The organism is Ruegeria sp. CF4 (assembly GCF_056537345.1).
Genome location: NZ_JBQFRJ010000001.1, coordinates 306,538 through 322,769, shown reverse-complemented (window position 1 = coordinate 322,769; position 16,232 = coordinate 306,538). Strand labels below are relative to the sequence as shown.

Annotated in this window: 15 protein-coding genes; 12 read left to right on the top strand and 3 right to left on the bottom strand. The window is 58.8% G+C overall.

The genetic code is table 11. From position 1 onward, the window contains the following. Positions 1-88: 88 nt before the first annotated feature. The 7 genes from ACR0NF_RS01555 to selD are packed head-to-tail and all read left to right on the top strand — an operon-like array spanning position 89 to position 8,178. Positions 89-2,959: a monovalent cation/H+ antiporter subunit A gene (locus ACR0NF_RS01555; RefSeq protein ID WP_480469321.1), complete on the top strand. Its 2,871-nt coding sequence runs from the start codon at positions 89-91 to the stop codon at positions 2,957-2,959. Further along, a complete protein-coding gene (locus ACR0NF_RS01550; RefSeq protein ID WP_480469320.1) occupies positions 2,959-3,318 on the top strand; it encodes a Na+/H+ antiporter subunit C in 360 nt (119 codons plus the stop codon). Before ACR0NF_RS01555 ends, ACR0NF_RS01550 begins: the two co-directional genes overlap by 1 nt. After that, positions 3,315-4,856 (top strand): monovalent cation/H+ antiporter subunit D, encoded by a 1,542-nt coding sequence (locus ACR0NF_RS01545; RefSeq protein WP_480469319.1) that lies wholly within the window; start codon positions 3,315-3,317, stop codon positions 4,854-4,856. The genes ACR0NF_RS01550 and ACR0NF_RS01545 overlap by 4 nt, the downstream gene beginning before the upstream one ends. After that, positions 4,856-5,353, top strand: a complete 498-nt coding sequence (locus tag ACR0NF_RS01540) for a Na+/H+ antiporter subunit E (protein ID WP_480471885.1) — start codon at positions 4,856-4,858, stop codon at positions 5,351-5,353. The genes ACR0NF_RS01545 and ACR0NF_RS01540 overlap by 1 nt, the downstream gene beginning before the upstream one ends. Continuing rightward, on the top strand, positions 5,350-5,619 hold the full coding sequence (locus tag ACR0NF_RS01535; RefSeq protein ID WP_480469318.1) for a K+/H+ antiporter subunit F: 270 nt from the start codon (positions 5,350-5,352) through the stop codon (positions 5,617-5,619). Before ACR0NF_RS01540 ends, ACR0NF_RS01535 begins: the two co-directional genes overlap by 4 nt. A 7-nt stretch (positions 5,620-5,626) precedes the next feature. Beyond that, entirely contained in the window at positions 5,627-6,013 is a 387-nt protein-coding gene (locus ACR0NF_RS01530) for a Na+/H+ antiporter subunit G (RefSeq protein ID WP_480469317.1), read from the top strand. Between the two features lie 5 nt (positions 6,014-6,018). After that, positions 6,019-8,178, top strand: coding sequence for a selenide, water dikinase SelD (selD, locus tag ACR0NF_RS01525; protein WP_480777657.1), 2,160 nt, complete (start codon positions 6,019-6,021; stop codon positions 8,176-8,178). On the opposite strand, the gene mnmH is transcribed toward selD, so the two are convergent. Next, on the bottom strand, positions 8,169-9,221 hold the full coding sequence (mnmH, locus tag ACR0NF_RS01520) for a tRNA 2-selenouridine(34) synthase MnmH (RefSeq protein WP_480469315.1): 1,053 nt from the start codon (positions 9,219-9,221) through the stop codon (positions 8,169-8,171). The two genes, selD and mnmH, sit on opposite strands and share 10 nt — an antisense overlap. A 143-nt stretch (positions 9,222-9,364) precedes the next feature. Between mnmH and ACR0NF_RS01515 the strand changes: the two genes are divergently transcribed. Then, entirely contained in the window at positions 9,365-11,017 is a 1,653-nt protein-coding gene (locus tag ACR0NF_RS01515; protein WP_480777656.1) for a tetratricopeptide repeat-containing sulfotransferase family protein, read from the top strand. 49 nt (positions 11,018-11,066) lie between these two features. Here ACR0NF_RS01515 and ACR0NF_RS01510 read toward each other — a convergent pair whose 3' ends face one another. Then, complete coding sequence (locus ACR0NF_RS01510) at positions 11,067-12,650, bottom strand: bifunctional metallophosphatase/5'-nucleotidase (protein WP_480777655.1); 1,584 nt, start codon at positions 12,648-12,650, stop codon at positions 11,067-11,069. A gap of 107 nt (positions 12,651-12,757) precedes the next feature. On the opposite strand from ACR0NF_RS01510, the gene ACR0NF_RS01505 reads away from it, so the two are divergent. Genes ACR0NF_RS01505 through arsC form a run of 4 tightly spaced genes read left to right on the top strand, consistent with a single transcriptional unit; the run spans position 12,758 to position 14,917 of the window. Continuing rightward, entirely contained in the window at positions 12,758-13,096 is a 339-nt protein-coding gene (locus tag ACR0NF_RS01505) for a DUF952 domain-containing protein (RefSeq protein WP_480777654.1), read from the top strand. Further along, on the top strand, positions 13,093-13,524 hold the full coding sequence (locus tag ACR0NF_RS01500) for a DUF1330 domain-containing protein (protein ID WP_480777653.1): 432 nt from the start codon (positions 13,093-13,095) through the stop codon (positions 13,522-13,524). Before ACR0NF_RS01505 ends, ACR0NF_RS01500 begins: the two co-directional genes overlap by 4 nt. Continuing rightward, entirely contained in the window at positions 13,521-14,579 is a 1,059-nt protein-coding gene (locus ACR0NF_RS01495; RefSeq protein WP_480777652.1) for a quinone-dependent dihydroorotate dehydrogenase, read from the top strand. The genes ACR0NF_RS01500 and ACR0NF_RS01495 overlap by 4 nt, the downstream gene beginning before the upstream one ends. Beyond that, positions 14,576-14,917, top strand: a complete 342-nt coding sequence (gene arsC / locus ACR0NF_RS01490; RefSeq protein WP_480777651.1) for an arsenate reductase (glutaredoxin) — start codon at positions 14,576-14,578, stop codon at positions 14,915-14,917. The genes ACR0NF_RS01495 and arsC overlap by 4 nt, the downstream gene beginning before the upstream one ends. On the opposite strand, the gene ACR0NF_RS01485 is transcribed toward arsC, so the two are convergent. After that, complete coding sequence (locus ACR0NF_RS01485; RefSeq protein ID WP_480777650.1) at positions 14,914-16,230, bottom strand: MATE family efflux transporter; 1,317 nt, start codon at positions 16,228-16,230, stop codon at positions 14,914-14,916. The two genes, arsC and ACR0NF_RS01485, sit on opposite strands and share 4 nt — an antisense overlap. Between the last annotated feature and the right edge of the window lie 2 nt (positions 16,231-16,232).

Genomic DNA, 16,232 nt, shown 5'->3' with positions numbered 1-16,232 from the left:
GCCTTTCGAAACCTTGCATTTTCCATGCAGCCAATAAATTATCCTTAGCAATTCAGTCATATCGACCGCCAAGACCGGAGTATCGCACTTGTCCCTATTCCTCATCGCGGCCCTTCCCTTCATCGGAGCTGTATTCCCAGCCCTCCTGATCCGGGCGGGACGAAATGCAGCTGCTTCAGCCGCAGGGTTGACCACTTTCCTTGCCCTGATGGGGCTCCTCATCCACATTCCGTCCGTGATGCGCGGCGAGGTTGTTACCGCAAGGTTCGACTGGATGCCGGGTTTGGGTCTGAATGCAAACTTCATGCTGGATGGGCTGGGCTTTCTTTTTGCGCTTCTTATCCTCGGCATTGGCCTGCTGATCATCCTCTACGCCCGGTTCTACCTGTCACGCGAAGACCCGATGGGGCAGTTCTATACCTATCTGCTGTTGTTTCAGGGCGCGATGGTTGGGATCGTTCTGTCGGATAACATCCTTCTTCTGCTTATTTTCTGGGAACTTACATCGCTCAGCTCATTCTTGCTGATCGGCTATTGGAAACACCTACCCGAGGGGCGGCAGGGTGCGCGTATGGCGCTGGCCGTGACCGGTTCGGGTGGTCTGGCAATGATCGCCGGGATGCTGATCCTGGGCAATATCGTGGGATCTTACGACCTGAGCGTGATCCTTCAGAACAAGGAACTGATCCAGAGCTCGCCTTATTATATGCCTGCACTGATCCTGATCCTGCTGGGCTGTTTCACCAAGTCGGCTCAATTCCCGTTCCACTTCTGGCTGCCGCACGCGATGGCCGCACCAACGCCCGTATCAGCCTATCTGCACTCGGCCACGATGGTGAAGGCTGGCCTGTTCCTGATGGCACGGATGTGGCCCGTTCTCGCGGGCACCGACGCGTGGTTCTATATCGTTGCCACCACCGGTCTGATCACCATGCTGCTGGGTGCGGTGATTGCTCTGTTCAAGGATGACCTCAAAGCGCTGCTGGCGTTTTCAACGGTATCTCATCTTGGGCTGGTGACCATGCTCTTGGGCTTTGGCACCAAGTTCGCCGCCGTCGCTGCCATCTTCCACATTATCAACCACGCGACATTCAAAGCAGCCCTCTTTATGACCGCCGGGATCATCGATCACGAGACCGGAACGCGTGATGTCAAACGGCTGGGCGGTTTGCGACACTTGATGCCGATCACTTTCACGATTGGCACCATCGCAGCCCTATCAATGGCGGGTTTACCTCCGCTGAACGGGTTCCTGTCGAAAGAGATGATGCTGGAAGAGACAGTCCACACCACCTGGCTGAACTCGCATTATCTTGTGCCTGGTCTGGCGTTGCTGGCGGCGCTGTTCTCGGCGGCCTACTCTTTCCGCTTCGTCAGCCATGTGTTCCTGGGTCCCGAACGGGAGGACTATCCCGCGCATCCTCATGACCCGCCCGTGGGCCTGTGGCTGGCTCCGGCGTTCCTTGTGGTGTTGGTTGTTCTGATTGGCCTCTATTCGGCGGCAATCGTCGGTCCTTTGGTGGCGGTTGTGTCCAGCGCGGTGATCGGAGGCGAGAAGTTACCCTACTACTCGCTGAAGCTCTGGCACGGATTTACGCCCGCGCTTTATATGTCCGTAGTGGCAACGCTGGGCGGTCTGTTCCTGCTGTCACTGCATAAACGCGGCGACCAGCTCTGGAACGCTCTGCCTCGCCCTGAAGCTAAAGTGATCTTTGAGGCGATCATCGAAGCGTTCACGCGTCTTAGTCGCTGGATCACCGATGAGCTGCATAACGGTGTCCTCAGCCGTTACGCGATCATCTTCGTCGCCTTCACTGTCGGGCTTGGCTACTACGCGTACACAACGGGGACCATCGGTGTTGAAACTCGGATGCCTGTTCCGGCGCAGATTATCCCGATCATCGGCTGGATCTGTCTGGTGGGCGCGACACTGGCAATCATGTGGTTCCATCGCAATCGCTTGCTCTCACTGGTGCTGATCGGCGTTGTTGGCCTGATCGTATCGATGGCGTTCAACTACCTCTCAGCCCCGGACCTCGCCCTGACCCAGATCTCGGTCGAGGTGGTGACTATGATCCTGCTGCTGTTGTCACTGAACTTCCTGCCCACCGAGACACCATGGGACAGCAGCGCCGCGCGGCGTTGGCGCGATGCAGCAATCTCGGTGATTGCGGGGATCGGCACGGGTGCATTGATCTATGCGTTGATGATGCGGGATTTTGCTTTCCCGACAATCTCGGAATTCCATCTGGCGAATTCCTACAAAGGCGGTGGCGGCACCAACGTCGTGAACGTCATCCTCGTCGACTTCCGGGGCTTTGATACCTTTGGCGAGATTATCGTTCTGGGTATTGCCGCGCTGATCATCTATGCCCTGACCGAGGCGGTCTTGAGCACAAACGTGCGTGGTTATCTTCTGAACCGCAAACCGCACTGGCCGCAATCAGGAGATTCGCATCCTCTGATGATGGTGGTCGTCACTCGCGTTATGATGCCCATCGCATTGATGGTCGGCGCTTACATCTTCTTCCGCGGCCACAATCAGCCCGGAGGCGGCTTTATTGCGGGCCTGATCGTCGCCATCGCCTTCCTGATGCAATACATGGCGAGCGGCTATACCTGGGCGATTGAGCGGCAAAGGTTCTACTACCACGGCACCATCGGCTGGGGTGTCCTGATCGCTGCGGCCACAGGGCTGGGCGCCTGGTTCAACGAGCGTCCCTTCCTGACCAGCGACTTCGGCTATATCAACTGGCCACCGCTGGAAGAGTTCGAATGGGCCACTGCAATCCTGTTTGATACGGGCGTGTTCCTGGCAGTATTGGGTGCAGTGATGCTGGCGCTCGACAGTCTGTCGCGATTTGCCTGGCAGCCGGGTATGGCGCAAGAATTCCCGATGGATATCAACCCGCTGCGGGATCATCCTCAGGAAAAAGATAATGAGAAGGAGCAGGCCTGATGGAAGCGCTCGTAGCCTCTGCAGTCGGCGTCATGACCGCAGCCGGGATTTTCCTGATCCTGCGCCGCCGTACATTCCCTGTAATTTTGGGCCTGTCCCTGATCACCTATGCGGTAAACGTATTCCTATTTGCCACCGGGCGGCTTGCGTTGAACGCACCTGCCGTGCTGAACAAATACAAGGACGTCCCCTATACCGACCCGCTACCGCAGGCGCTGGTGCTGACAGCCATCGTGATCTCTTTCGGGATGACTGCGGTGATCGTGATGATCGCACTCAGCGCCTATCTGTCCTCGAAGGATGACCATATCGACATGAGCGCAAGCGACAGCGTGGACGCGACGGGAGAAGACGCATGAACCACTGGATCGTTGCGCCGATCGTCCTGCCCGCGATCCTGGCCCCATTCATCATCATGGTCCTGCGTTATCACCTGGACCTGCAACGCATCTTCTCGGTCGCGGGCGTGGTGGGTTTGCTGGGGATTGCGCTGACCATCACCGCTCAGGCCTCGGGTGGGGATATACAGGTTTATGAGCTGGGCAACTGGCCCGCACCGTTCGGCATCGTCATGGTGCTGGATAAACTGTCGGCCATGATGGTGCTGCTGACCGCCCTGCTGGCCCTGCCGATCGTCCTTTACGCCATAGGTTCTGGCTGGGATGAGCGGGGCAAGCACTTCCACGCGCTGTTCCATTTCCAGCTTATGGGTGTCTGCGGAGCATTCCTGACCGGCGACGCATTCAACCTATTCGTATTTTTCGAGGTGCTTCTGATCGCGTCCTACGGTCTGATGACGCATGCGGGCGGCTCAGTGCGGCTAAAAGCCGGGGTACAGTATGTTGCCTACAACCTGCTCGGCTCGACCCTGTTTCTGTTTGCGTTGGGCACGATCTATGCCGTAACCGGCACGCTTAACATGGCCGATCTGGCCGTGCGCGTGGCCGAGATTCCACCCGAAGACACCGCCTTGCTACGGGTCGGGGCGGTTCTGCTCTTGCTGGTGTTCTGCATCAAGGCCGCAGTCCTGCCACTGCATTTCTGGTTGCCTGCCAGCTATGCAAACGCACCGCTGCCCGTTGCGGCCCTGTTCGCGATCATGACCAAAGTGGGTGCCTATTCGATCCTGCGGGTCTATACCTTGGTCTTCGGCCCGGATGTTGCCGTAACCGACGGGCTGGTCGGCACGTGGTTGCAGCCCGCGGCACTGCTCACCTTGGCCGTTGGTGCCATCGGCATTCTGGGCTCGCAACATATCGCCCGCATGGTGGCTTTCTGTGCCATTGCCTCGATGGGCACATTGCTGATCGCTATCTCGCTGTTCAGCGAGGCCGCGACAGCAGCGGCACTTTATTACATCTTCCATTCCACGCTGGCGACGGCCCTGATGTTCCTGGTCGCGGATTTGGTGATGGAGCGCCGCGGCGGAGCCATCGCGCCCAAAGCACCTATGCCGCAAACCGGGCTGATCTCGGCCCTGTTCTTTGTTGGAGCTATTGCAATGGCGGGGATGCCCCCCTTGTCAGGCTTTATCGGCAAGCTGCTGGTTCTGGATGCCTCACGCGGGGCGCCGGATGCCAACGCGGTTTGGGCCGTGATCTTGATCGGATCCTTCGTCACCATCGTCGGACTGGCCCGGGCGGGCACAATGATCTTCTGGAAATGCTATGATGCGCAATATAGTGTTCCGCCTGATCCAACAGAGGAAGACATCAGCGCCTCAACCGCGCCCGAGCCCTATCCGGGCCTTGCCTTCACTTCGGTGTTCGGAGCGGTTCTGGGTCTCATCCTGCTGACGCTTTTTGCGGGTCCGGCATTGGAATACTCCAGCAACACTGCCGCGCAGCTTTTTACACCGGATGACTACATCTCGGCCGTGCTGGGAGGGGAAGAATGATGAAGCTTCTGCGCCGGATATTTCCGCACCCCCATCTGACCGCTTTGCTGACGCTCGTATGGGTCCTGTTGGCCAATAACGGGTCATTGAACTCATTGGTCTTTGGCCTGTTGTTGGGGATTATCATTCCCTTCATCACGCAACCCTACTGGCCGGATCGCCCCAAGCTGCGCAATTGGCCGATGATTACCGAGTACATGTTGGTGGTTCTTTGGGATATCGTGATGGCCAATATCGCGGTGGCCCGGATCATCCTGTTCAAACGCGACGCGGATCGCCAGCCCGCCTTTGTGAACGTTCCGCTGGAACTGCGGACGCCCGAGGCCATCACCGTGCTGGCGGGAACCATCACCATGACCCCCGGCACAGTCAGCTGCGATCTGTCCGCACAAGGGCACTGTCTGCTGGTCCATTGCCTTGACGCGCCCAACCCCGAGGAGGTGCGCGATCAGATAAAACAACGTTACGAGCGGCGCTTGAAGGAGATTTTCGAATGATCACCTATGCGATTTACTTTGCTTTCGCCTGTTTCGGCACCGCGATCATGATGTGTTTGTGGCGTATCATCACCGCCGACGGCGTCGGTACCCGCGTTCTGGCGCTGGATACCATGGTGATCAACACTATCGCTCTGCTGATCCTTTACGGTCTGAGTGTCGAAACCGAAATCTTCTTCGAATCCGCCATGATCATCGCCATGCTGGGCTTTGTCTCGACCGTGGCCTATGCGCGCTTCATGCTGCGCGGCAATATCATCGAGTGAGGGCAGTATGACATTTTTCTACGAACTGCTCATCACCTTCTTTCTGGTCATTTCGGGTATTTTCGGCTTTGTCGGCTCCTTCGGCATGATCAAGCTGAAAGACCCCATGTCCCGTCTGCACGCCCCCACCAAGGCAACGACGTTGGGTGTCGGCGGCGTCCTGCTGGCCTCGATCGCGCATTCGGTTCTGCTTGAGGGCAAGCTGTCCATGCACGAGCTTCTGATCACGCTGTTCTTGTTCCTGACTGCTCCGATCACGGCGCTGTTCATTGCCAAATGGCACATTCATCGTCATGAAAAGCCCAGCGATCTGCCGGACGCGGGCGAGGATGAGCTTTGGGCCACCCACGCGGTCGAACAGGTCGAGGACGTCCCTGACCACAGCACGAACTGAGACCCATGCACACACCTCCGCTGCCCCTGACCCGCGATCTGGTTCTGATAGGCGGAGGCCACACGCATGCGCTGCTGCTGCGAAAATGGGGCATGAACCCGCTGCCCGGCGCGCGGGTCACGGTGATCAATCCTGGCCCCACCGCGCCCTACTCCGGGATGCTGCCCGGCTTTGTCGCCGGTCACTATGAGCGTGGGGAATTGGATATCGATCTGGTCAGGCTCGCGCGTTTCGCTGGTGCGCGTGTCATTCTGGGCGCGGTCAACGGTATTGATCCCGTCATGCAGAAAGTTCACGTGCCCGGGCGCGCGCCGGTCGCCTTTGACGTCGCATCGGTGAATGTGGGGATCACATCCGACATGCCCGCCCTGCCCGGTTTTGCGGAACACGCGGTTCCGGCCAAACCGCTGGGGCCGTTCGCTGCGCAATGGGCCGCGTATCTGGCAGGCTCCGGCCCTGCATCGGTCGCAGTGATTGGCGGAGGGGTCGCGGGTGTCGAACTCGTAATGGCCATGGCGCATGCGCTACGCAGCAAAGGACGCATCGCGCAGGTGACACTGATCGACAATGCCACCGCCCTGACCGCAACGGTCCCGAAAGCTGCTGCGACGATCCGACAAGCGATGGCGCAACTGGGTATCGAGGTTCTGGAGCACAGCGCAATCAAGCAGATATCAGCTGGACAGGTCGAGCTAACCGATGGCCGGGAAATACCCGCTGATTTCATAACCGGGGCCGCTGGTGCGCGGCCCTATGAATGGATGGCCGAGAGCGGTCTGGACCTTCACGAAGGTTACATTCGCGTCAACGGCTATCTGCAGTCCAGCGATCCGGTGATCTTCGCCGCTGGCGATTGCGCGCACCTCTCTGACAACCCGCGCCCCAAAGCCGGGGTTTACGCCGTGCGCGAGGCGCCGGTGCTGTTTGACAATCTCAGGGCGGCCCTGGGCGCTGGTCGGATGCGCAAGTACACGCCGCAGAAAGATTATCTGAAGCTGATCTCACTGGGCGGCAAGTCGGCACTGGCCGAGCGTTTGGGCACCTCATTCAGCGGCCCGCTGATGTGGAAATGGAAAAACCACATCGATCAGAGTTTTATGAACCGTTTCCGTGATTTGCCACAGATGCAGCCCTCCGCCCTGCCTCGGCTTCATACCGCGGGAATGCAAGAAGCCTTAGGTGAAAAACCTATGTGCGGTGGCTGTGGAGCCAAGGTGGGACGCGGCGCATTGCAAACCGTGCTTCAGAACCTGCCAGCGCCTGATCGGCCAGACATAGCCCCTCTGCCCGGTGACGACGCAGCGTTGATCACCACGGGCGGTGCGCGGCAGGTCATGACTTCGGACCATCTGCGCAGCTTCACCGAAGACCCCGCGCTGATGACCCGGATTGCCGCCGTCCATGCGCTTGGCGACATATGGGCTATGGGCGCGCAACCACAGGCCACAACCGCAACGATCATCCTGCCCCGCATGTCGGCAGAGCTGCAACAGCGGACGATGGCCGAAATCATGACAACCGCCACCGAGGTTATGCGCGAAGCCGGGGCCGAGATCGTCGGCGGCCACAGCTCGATGGGTGATGAGATGACCATCGGGTTCACTTTGACCGGCCTGTGTGACGCCGATCCGATCACCCTGAACGGCGCGAAGCCCGGCGACGCGATGATTCTGACCAAACCTCTCGGCAGCGGTGTTCTGATGGCCGCCGAAATGGCCGGTCAGGCCGATGGTGCTTGGGTCGCTGCAGCCTTCGCACAAATGGTCCAGCCGCAAGGGGATGCCTCGCGCTTGTTGCGTAATGCACATGCGATGACAGATATCACCGGCTTTGGTCTGGCCGGCCATTTGCACGGCATGTGCGAGGCATCCGGCTGCGGGGCGACGTTGTATCTCGACGCGATCCCGGTGATGCAGGGTGCGCTGCAGCTGAGCGAACGAGGCGCCCGTTCGACCCTCTATCCCGACAATCGCATGATCACTCCGGATCTGCCCAGCGGTGGTAAAGCCGATCTGCTGTATGACCCGCAAACCGCCGGGGGCCTTCTGGCGACCGTCCCAGCCGATCAGGCTGAATGCCTTTGCTCTGATTTGAAAGCCGCAGGCTATCCGGCAGTGATCATCGGGCGCTTGGATCGGGAATGCGGGTTACGACTTCAAAGCTGATCCAGCATCACCGCGATCCTTTCAGCCGTAGCCGAAAGGCCCTTGTCATCCAGTGTCGGAGCTTCGACCTCGGCAAGAAGATCAGCCGACCGAGTCCGGCGGGATTTGGCATAAGCCGGGTCATAGTGCTGCTCCATCAAAGCCCGGGTCAGCCCCGGCTTGTCGTCTGCATTGATCAGGGCCATCCACCCATCGACGACTTCGTGACCACGATGAAAACGCAAGGGTGAAAGGCGATCCCGCAATCGCTCAGTATCAGACAGGATGTCGTCATAAGCGCGAACCAAATACGCGGTCCGGGCCACGATGGAAGCAGTAACCTGAACCCGAGGCGCGGCAAGCAACGCCGCCCAGACTGAGGGTGGCAGAATCAGAGTACCGATCTTGGACGATTCTGCCTCAACCACCACAGGCCGGCTTGCATCCAGCTTGCACAAGGCCGCAGCCAACGCGGATTCGAAAGCCTTCTGGCCAGGCTGGCCACCCGGCATTTCACCGAGCAGAGAACCCCGATGATTGGCCAACCCTTCGAGGTCCAGCACCTGCACACCCCGGGCCTGCAGATGCGCCAGAAGTTCGGTTTTGGCGGTGCCGGTATAGCCATCCAGCGCCACAAATTGGTGCGGCAATGGATCGTCGTAGAGATACCGTTTCACTAACCGGCGATAGGTGCGATAGCCACCTTCGACCACCTCAGCTCGCCAGCCGATCTGTTGCAGCATCCAGGTAAACGAGCCCGAACGCTGTCCGCCGCGCCAGCAATAGACCAGAGGCCGCCAGTCGCCTTCGTGGTGGCTCAGGCTGTTTTCAACATGCGCTGCGGCATTTCGAAAGACCAGCGCAGCACCAAGCTTGCGCGCCAGAAACGGGCTTTGCTGCACATAGATCGTGCCGACCTGAGCACGTTCTTCATTGTCGAGAACCGGCAGGTTGATGGCACCGGGCAAATGATCCTCGGCAAATTCCGCCGGACTGCGTACGTCGATAATGTCGTCGAACGCATGGTCGTAAAGCTGCGGCAGATCAGAGAAATTCAACGCCATGTCAGTGGTCTAGCCTGAGCATGGGCGAAAGGAAAGACGGCGAGCCGATTGCATGTCTGTGGAAGGGATATTGCAAACCGACCATGCATCGATAATGAACCAGTAGAACTGGTTTCGTAATGACACAGGGCAGGCGCGCTCAGATGGCACAACAAAATGTAAAAACCCTCAAGAGCAAAGCGCTGAGCGATATTGAAGCGGGCAAGCTGCCACAAGCCCTGAAGAAGGCGCAGTTGGGGATCAAGAAATTCCCCAAAGACCCAGCCTATCACGCAATTGCGGGTTTCGTTTTGACCGAAATGAAGCGATATGCCCAAGCCATCCCACATTTTGCAGAGGCCTCGCGGAAAAAGCCCGACGATCCGCAGTTCGTCGAAAATCTGGCAAACGCACTGATGCAAACAGGCCAGACGCTGCGCGCGCTGCTCTATGCCGAAAAAAAGCTTAAGCAATTTCCAAACAACAAGGAATTGAACCGCGTCATCGACGAAATTCAGCTGAAAGGCCAGAACTGGCGGTCGATCGTTGAGCACGCCACGCAACGGTTGGAGAAAGATCCAGACAATGCCGGTCTGTTGTCAGCTCGCGCCCGTGCCTATGGGCATATCGGTTTTGTCGATCAATGCTCCAACGACATTTCGCGAGCCTATGAGCTGGAACCGCGCAATGAAGAAATCGCACTTGGAAAAGCGGATGACCTATACCGCTGTGGAGCGACAGAAGCCGCGACTACCATTGTTCAGACGGTGTTCGAGGCCAACCCTCTATGCGCCCCGGCACTTTATCAACTGTCCAGATCAGTCACAAAAGAAGAGGCCGTGCGCCTTTCCGAAAGCATCGACTTTGCCATCGCGAAAAGTGACCACGACGATTCGATGCTTGAATTTGCCAAGGCTCAGGTCATCAGGCGCAGCGAAGGTTTGCCTGCAGCCCTATCGCAGTTCGCACGAGCCAATCAGATACAGCACGAAGCGGACCGATATCGCTCTGCCCATGAAGAAAACAAATATCAGAATACCTGCGAAGTCTTTCCGAACCGTGAGGCCGTAGCGGCCGCCGAGGATTCTGACACGCCCAAGCCGATCTTCGTGGTCGGTCAGCCCAGGTCCGGCACAACGTTGATGGAAGTGATGCTCAGCACGTCTCCGGGTGTTGTCGGCTGCGGTGAGCTCACGTTAGCCATCGACCTTTCTCGGCCATTCGTTGAAGACCAGAAACCATTTGATGCAGATGCGGCAGCGGAGTTTGCCCGGGAGTATCTCCGACTGATGCCGCCGCTCCCGCGTGAGCCTGCTGCATTTGTCGACAAGATGCCACATAACTATCAGCGCGTTGGCTTCCTGCTATCCGCGTTTCCCAATGCCCGCGTGATCAATATATTGCGCGACCCCAGAGATGTGGGGCTGTCAAAATGGATCAGGCGTTTCCCAGCTCCGGGCATGCGCTATGCGTCAAACTTTGAGGCAATCGCACATTCCGCCAATCTCTACCGGCGGTACATGGCGCATTGGGACAAGGTATTCGGGGATCGTATCCTCACCATCTCGTATGAAGAGCTTGTGTCTGACCCCCATACCAACAGCCAAAAGGTCGCCGCGTTCTGTGACATCGAATGGGATGAGCGGATGATGCATCCCGAAGAAAGCGAGAAGCAGGTCCGCACGGCCAGCGCTGATCAAGTGCGCAAGAAAATCTCGACCAGTTCCATCGGGGGATGGCGCGAGGTTGCAGAACACATTCAACCGATGCTGGACGGGTTCGCCCCCGATCTCTGGCCGGAATACGAGTTCAGCTAAACGACAAAGGCCGCCGATTCAGGCGGCCTCTGTTTTCTGGGGAAACAGATTATTTCTGTTTGATGCGTCCATCCACATAAGGCTGGTAAGGCGCATTCTCAGCCAGATACTCAGCGGTAACATCCGCCAGATCGGGTCCGAAATCATAGGCGTTCTTGTCGTCGCCCGAGAACACGGAATATCCGTCCCCACCATTGCGGACATAGTTGTTGGTCACCACCAGATAGGTCGCAGCCGGATCAATCGGTTCAAAGCCACCGTCCTTGGCAACCATGACTTCGGTTATGCGACCCTCATTCGGAGCGACCGAGGGGTCCCACGTGAAGGACATGCCCGCCACCTGAGGGAAGCGGCCTTTGACCTCTTCAACCTGGCTCACACCGTTTTCCAACGCGTCAATGACACCCTGGCCGCTGATCTCGAAGGTCGAGAGCGTGTTCTGGAACGGCAGAACCGTCAGCACCTCGCCCATGGTCACCTCGCCTTCGTCGATCGAGGCACGCAGGCCGCCCGCATTTGCAATCGCAATCTGTGCACCCTGATCCGCCACACGCGCGAGCATCGCGTCCGCAACCAGATTGCCCATCTCACATTCCTGCACGCGGCAGATATCGCGAGAGCCCTCGATCGCAGCGGCAGAATTGGCCACGACGCGCTGCTTCATCTCTTCAATGGGGGCACCCATCTCCGCGACACGCGCCGCGATATCTGCGTCCGGGGTGACCGAGGCATCCAGCAGGATCGGCTCACCTTCTGCCGAAATCAGGTTGCCGTCGTCGTCAAAGGTCAGCGTGATTTCGCCCAGATACTTCGAATAGGCATAGGCCTGAACAACCGGGACATCGCCGACCATCGTCGGATAAGCGCCTGCTGCGTCCTCATCCGTGTTCGACAGCAACGTGTGCGAGTGCCCGCCAACCACCAGATCCAGACCCGGTACTTTCTCTGCGATCTCGATATCTTTGGCCAGACCAACGTGGTTGAGGGCAATGATGATGTTCACACCCTCGTCCTGCAGCGCTGCGACATCGGCCGAAAGGCTGTCGATCTCATCCTGGAAAACGACATCTTTGCCCGGGCTGGAGGTTTCGACCGTATCTGTAGCCAGTGCTGAAATGATGCCTATTTTTTGGCCACCAACATCCAAAACAACGTGGTTATCCACCTTGCCTTTCAACTCAGTCGACGATGACAGGTCCAAGTTGCCCGAGATCACGGGGAAACTGACCGTATCAATGAAAGCCGCCAAGCCTGCGGGGCCGTCGTCGAATTCGTGGTTTCCAACGGCCATCACATCATAACCGATGGCTTCCATAAACTCGGCCTCAGCAGCACCTTTGTAGGTGGTGTAGAACAGCGAACCCTGGAACGGGTCGCCTGCGTCGAGCAGCAGCACATTCTGGCCTGCAAGCTCATCGCGTTTGCCATCCACCATCGTTTTAAGGCGCGCAACGCCGCCAAAGCACTTCCCCTCGGCTTCGCCTTCCGCGTCGCAAGTGGAATCATACTTGTTGATGGATTCGATGCGACTGTGAATGTCGTTGGTGTGCAGAATGGTCAGCTTATATTCAGCCGCCGCCATACCTGCGGTCAGGCCGAGCACTGCAGCCGATGCAAGAAATCGGGTAAACATCTGAAACTCCCTATTAGTGATTGCATAGATCGTGCGCCGCGAAGCCAAGAGAGTCAAAGGGGGAAATCCGGCTTGATTCTGCCCGTCACGCGAGGCATCAGGACCTCATGCTGATTTACAAGATTTTCCGCGCTGATGAATGGGCGACCTTGCAGGCACAAGGAGCCTCGGATGGCGCACCGATTGATGTGACGGATGGGTTCGTCCATTTCTCGACCGCCGCGCAGGCGGCTAAGACGGCAACCAAGCACTTTGCCGGTGTCGAAGGCCTGACCCTTCTGGCTTGTGATGCGGACGCAATGGGCGATGATCTGAAGTGGGAGGTTTCGCGTGGCGGCGCGCTGTTTCCCCATCTCTACCGTCAGATTCGCCTGTCCGACGTGATCTGGTCGCGTGACCTGCCCTTCGATGGAACGGCTCATCAGTTTCCGGAGGAGATGGTATGACCCGCTTCATCGACCCCGAGCGCGAACAATTCGACGCCTTCAAGAACCTCGACCGGGACCATCCGATCGAGATGCTCAATCTGGTGAAATTCCGTGAAACGGCAGATTACCCATCCGATCACCCGCTGGCCAACGCCGGCCTGACCGGCGCACAGGCCTATCGCAACTATGGGTCCGAGACCGCGCCCATCATTGCACGCATTGGTGCTTCGATACTCTGGCGCGGTGCGTTTCAGACAACCCTGATCGGACCGAAGGATGAGGCGTGGGACGAAGTATTCCTCGCCCGCTATCCCACCGCCCACGCGTTTCTGGAAATGGTGACGGACCCCATCTATCGCGCTGCGGTGATACACCGGCAGGCCGCTGTTGAAACCTCGCGCCTGATCCGCTGCGCGCCAACAGAAGGTGGAGCTTCCTTCGGATGAAACTGACCGAGAAACTGGGGCTGGCAGCCCTGCATCGCCTTGACCCAGAAACCGCACATGGGCTTTCGATCAAGGCCCTGACGTCGGGGCTTGCGCCAACACCTGGGCCTGTCACATCAGACAGGCTGAAAACCCAAGTCGCAGGTCTGGAATTGCCGAATCCGGTCGGTCTGGCCGCAGGGTTCGACAAGAACGGTGAGGCGCTGGAGCCGCTCTCGCATGCCGGTTTCGGGTTTATCGAAGTGGGAGCAGTGACCCCGCGGCCCCAGCCCGGCAACCCGAAACCACGCCTGTTCCGCCTGTCAGAAGATCGTGCAGCCATCAACCGCTTTGGCTTCAACAACGACGGGATGGAAGTCATGGCCGAGCGTCTGGCTCGCCGTCCCAAGAACGCAGTGATCGGATTGAACCTCGGTGCGAACAAAGACAGTGACGATCGTCCCGGAGACTTTGCCAAGGTACTCGCCCATTGCGCGGCGCATCTGGATTTTGCCACCGTCAACGTGTCATCGCCCAACACCGAGAAGCTGAGGGATCTGCAGGGCAAAGCGGCGTTGAGCGCTTTGCTGAGCGGTGTAATCGAAACGCGCGATGCCTTGCTCCGTCCGATCCCGATCTTCCTGAAGATCGCGCCGGACCTGACCGAGGTCGAGTTGCAGGACATTGCCGATGTCGCCCGAGAAACCGGTGTAGACGCGGTGATTGCCACCAACACCACACTGTCGCGCGACGGGTTGCGCAGCGCGCACAGGGATCAGGCAGGAGGTTTATCCGGCGCGCCCTTGTTCGAGAAATCAACCCGCGTGCTGGCGCAGCTTAGCCAGTTGACCAACGGAGAAATCCCTCTGATCGGGGTTGGCGGCATCGGTACACCCGAGCAAGCCTATGCCAAAATCTGCTCAGGAGCTTCTGCGGTGCAGTTCTACACCGCGATGGTCTATGGCGGCATCTCTCTGGCCTCTGATATCCCGGAAGGTCTGGACGCATTGCTGGCACGCGACGGGTTCACTTCGGTCGCGCAGGCCGTGGGCAGCAAACGAGAGGACTGGCTATGATAGAATATTGGCACAATCCACGATGTTCCAAATCGCGCGCCGGATTGGCGTTGCTGCAGGAAAACGGCGCCCAGCCTGAGGTGCGTAAGTATCTTGAAGATGCGCCCTCGGCCGATGAAATCCGGGCGGTTCTGTCGAAACTGGGTGTTCCGGCGATCAACATGATGCGGACCGGTGAGAAGGCATTTAAAGAGCTGGGCCTGACCAGAACCTCACCCGATGAGGCGCTGATCCAGGCCATGGCCAACCACCCGATCCTGATTGAGCGCCCTCTGGCCATCGCGGGTGACAAAGCAGCGATCGGACGTCCGCCCGAAAACCTGTTGGACCTGCTCTAGGCGATCTGTGCCTCTAGTCTGGGATAGCGCCATCCAAGCGTGATGCCGCGTGCGATGTTCAAAATCATCAGCGCGGCCCAGAGCCCGTGATTGCCCATCGTCGGCACGAGTACAAACAACGCCACCACGTAAAGCGCGACTGACTGGATCATTGCGTTGCGCATGTCGCGAGTCCATGTGGCACCGATATAGATGCCGTCGAACATCCAGCTTGCTACCCCGATCACAGGGGCGAGCGCAGCCCAGAACAGGAACTCGCGCGCGGCGCTCCGCACTTCGGGCGAGGTCGACATCAGGTCAATCAGTGCAGGCCCTGCCAGATAGAACACCAACCCCAGCGCAACAGCTCCGCCAACGCCCCATTGCGAGGCCATGACCGAGGCGCGCCTGACCCGGAGGCGATCCCGCGCACCGACGGCCCCCCCGACCAGCGCCTCGGCGGAGAAAGCAAAACCGTCCAACGCAAAGGCAGTGATTTCCAGAAACTGCAGCAGCACTTGGTTGGCCGCCAGATTTACATCCCCAAGATCTGAGCCAACGAACAGAAACGTTGTGAAGGCTCCGGTCAGTAGAACCGAGCGCACCATGATATCGCCATTCACCTGCATCATCCGCCGCAAGCGGCTGGCGTCAAAAATGCGCGGCCAGTCCCGCCACTGCTTGCCGCCAAATGCCTCACCACACAGCCACAAACCCAGCGCGAGGCCCGTCCATTCCGCGATCAGGGTTGCAATGGCGACGCCCTCGACGCCCCAACCGAGGCCAAGCACGAACCACAGATCAAGGACGATGTTCAGCCCGTTCATCCAGATCTGCAGGAGGAACACTCCGCGTGTCCGCTCGACCGCGATCAGCCAGCCAGTTACCGCGTAAAGGGCAATCGTGGCGGGCGCACCCCAGATGCGGATTTCAAGATAGGCACGGGTCAGCGCCTCGACCTCGGCGCTGGCGGGGGACAATGCAAAGGCCCCAAGAAACACCCAGACCTGAGTTGCAATGAAGAACAGGCCTGCCGTGCCGCCCAGCAACAGGCCGCGCATCAGCAACGCTCCGGTTTCGGCAGTATCTCCGGCCCCGCGCGCTTGCGCGGCCAGCCCTGTGGTGCCCATGCGCAGGAACCCGAAAATCCAGTAGATGGTGGACAGGATCACCGCGCCCATACCGACCGCCCCGATCGGAGCCGCCTGCCCCATCTGGCCAACAACGCCTGTATCGACCGCCCCGAGGATCGGCACTGTCGCATTCGACAGCACGATCGGCAACGCAATCTTCAGAACGCGCCGATGGGTGATGGGCGCGGTCGCGTCCTCCACGC

Coding starts and splice junctions, on each gene's coding strand:
- ACR0NF_RS01515 (WP_480777656.1), top strand. CDS start 9,365: ATGGCACAACAAAATGTAAAAACCCTCAAGAGCAAAGCGCTGAGCGAT.
- ACR0NF_RS01530 (WP_480469317.1), top strand. CDS start 5,627: ATGACATTTTTCTACGAACTGCTCATCACCTTCTTTCTGGTCATTTCG.
- ACR0NF_RS01500 (WP_480777653.1), top strand. CDS start 13,093: ATGACCCGCTTCATCGACCCCGAGCGCGAACAATTCGACGCCTTCAAG.
- arsC (WP_480777651.1), top strand. CDS start 14,576: ATGATAGAATATTGGCACAATCCACGATGTTCCAAATCGCGCGCCGGA.
- ACR0NF_RS01495 (WP_480777652.1), top strand. CDS start 13,521: ATGAAACTGACCGAGAAACTGGGGCTGGCAGCCCTGCATCGCCTTGAC.
- ACR0NF_RS01535 (WP_480469318.1), top strand. CDS start 5,350: ATGATCACCTATGCGATTTACTTTGCTTTCGCCTGTTTCGGCACCGCG.
- ACR0NF_RS01510 (WP_480777655.1), bottom strand. CDS start 12,650: ATGTTTACCCGATTTCTTGCATCGGCTGCAGTGCTCGGCCTGACCGCA.
- mnmH (WP_480469315.1), bottom strand. CDS start 9,221: ATGGCGTTGAATTTCTCTGATCTGCCGCAGCTTTACGACCATGCGTTC.
- selD (WP_480777657.1), top strand. CDS start 6,019: ATGCACACACCTCCGCTGCCCCTGACCCGCGATCTGGTTCTGATAGGC.
- ACR0NF_RS01540 (WP_480471885.1), top strand. CDS start 4,856: ATGAAGCTTCTGCGCCGGATATTTCCGCACCCCCATCTGACCGCTTTG.
- ACR0NF_RS01545 (WP_480469319.1), top strand. CDS start 3,315: ATGAACCACTGGATCGTTGCGCCGATCGTCCTGCCCGCGATCCTGGCC.
- ACR0NF_RS01550 (WP_480469320.1), top strand. CDS start 2,959: ATGGAAGCGCTCGTAGCCTCTGCAGTCGGCGTCATGACCGCAGCCGGG.
- ACR0NF_RS01505 (WP_480777654.1), top strand. CDS start 12,758: ATGCTGATTTACAAGATTTTCCGCGCTGATGAATGGGCGACCTTGCAG.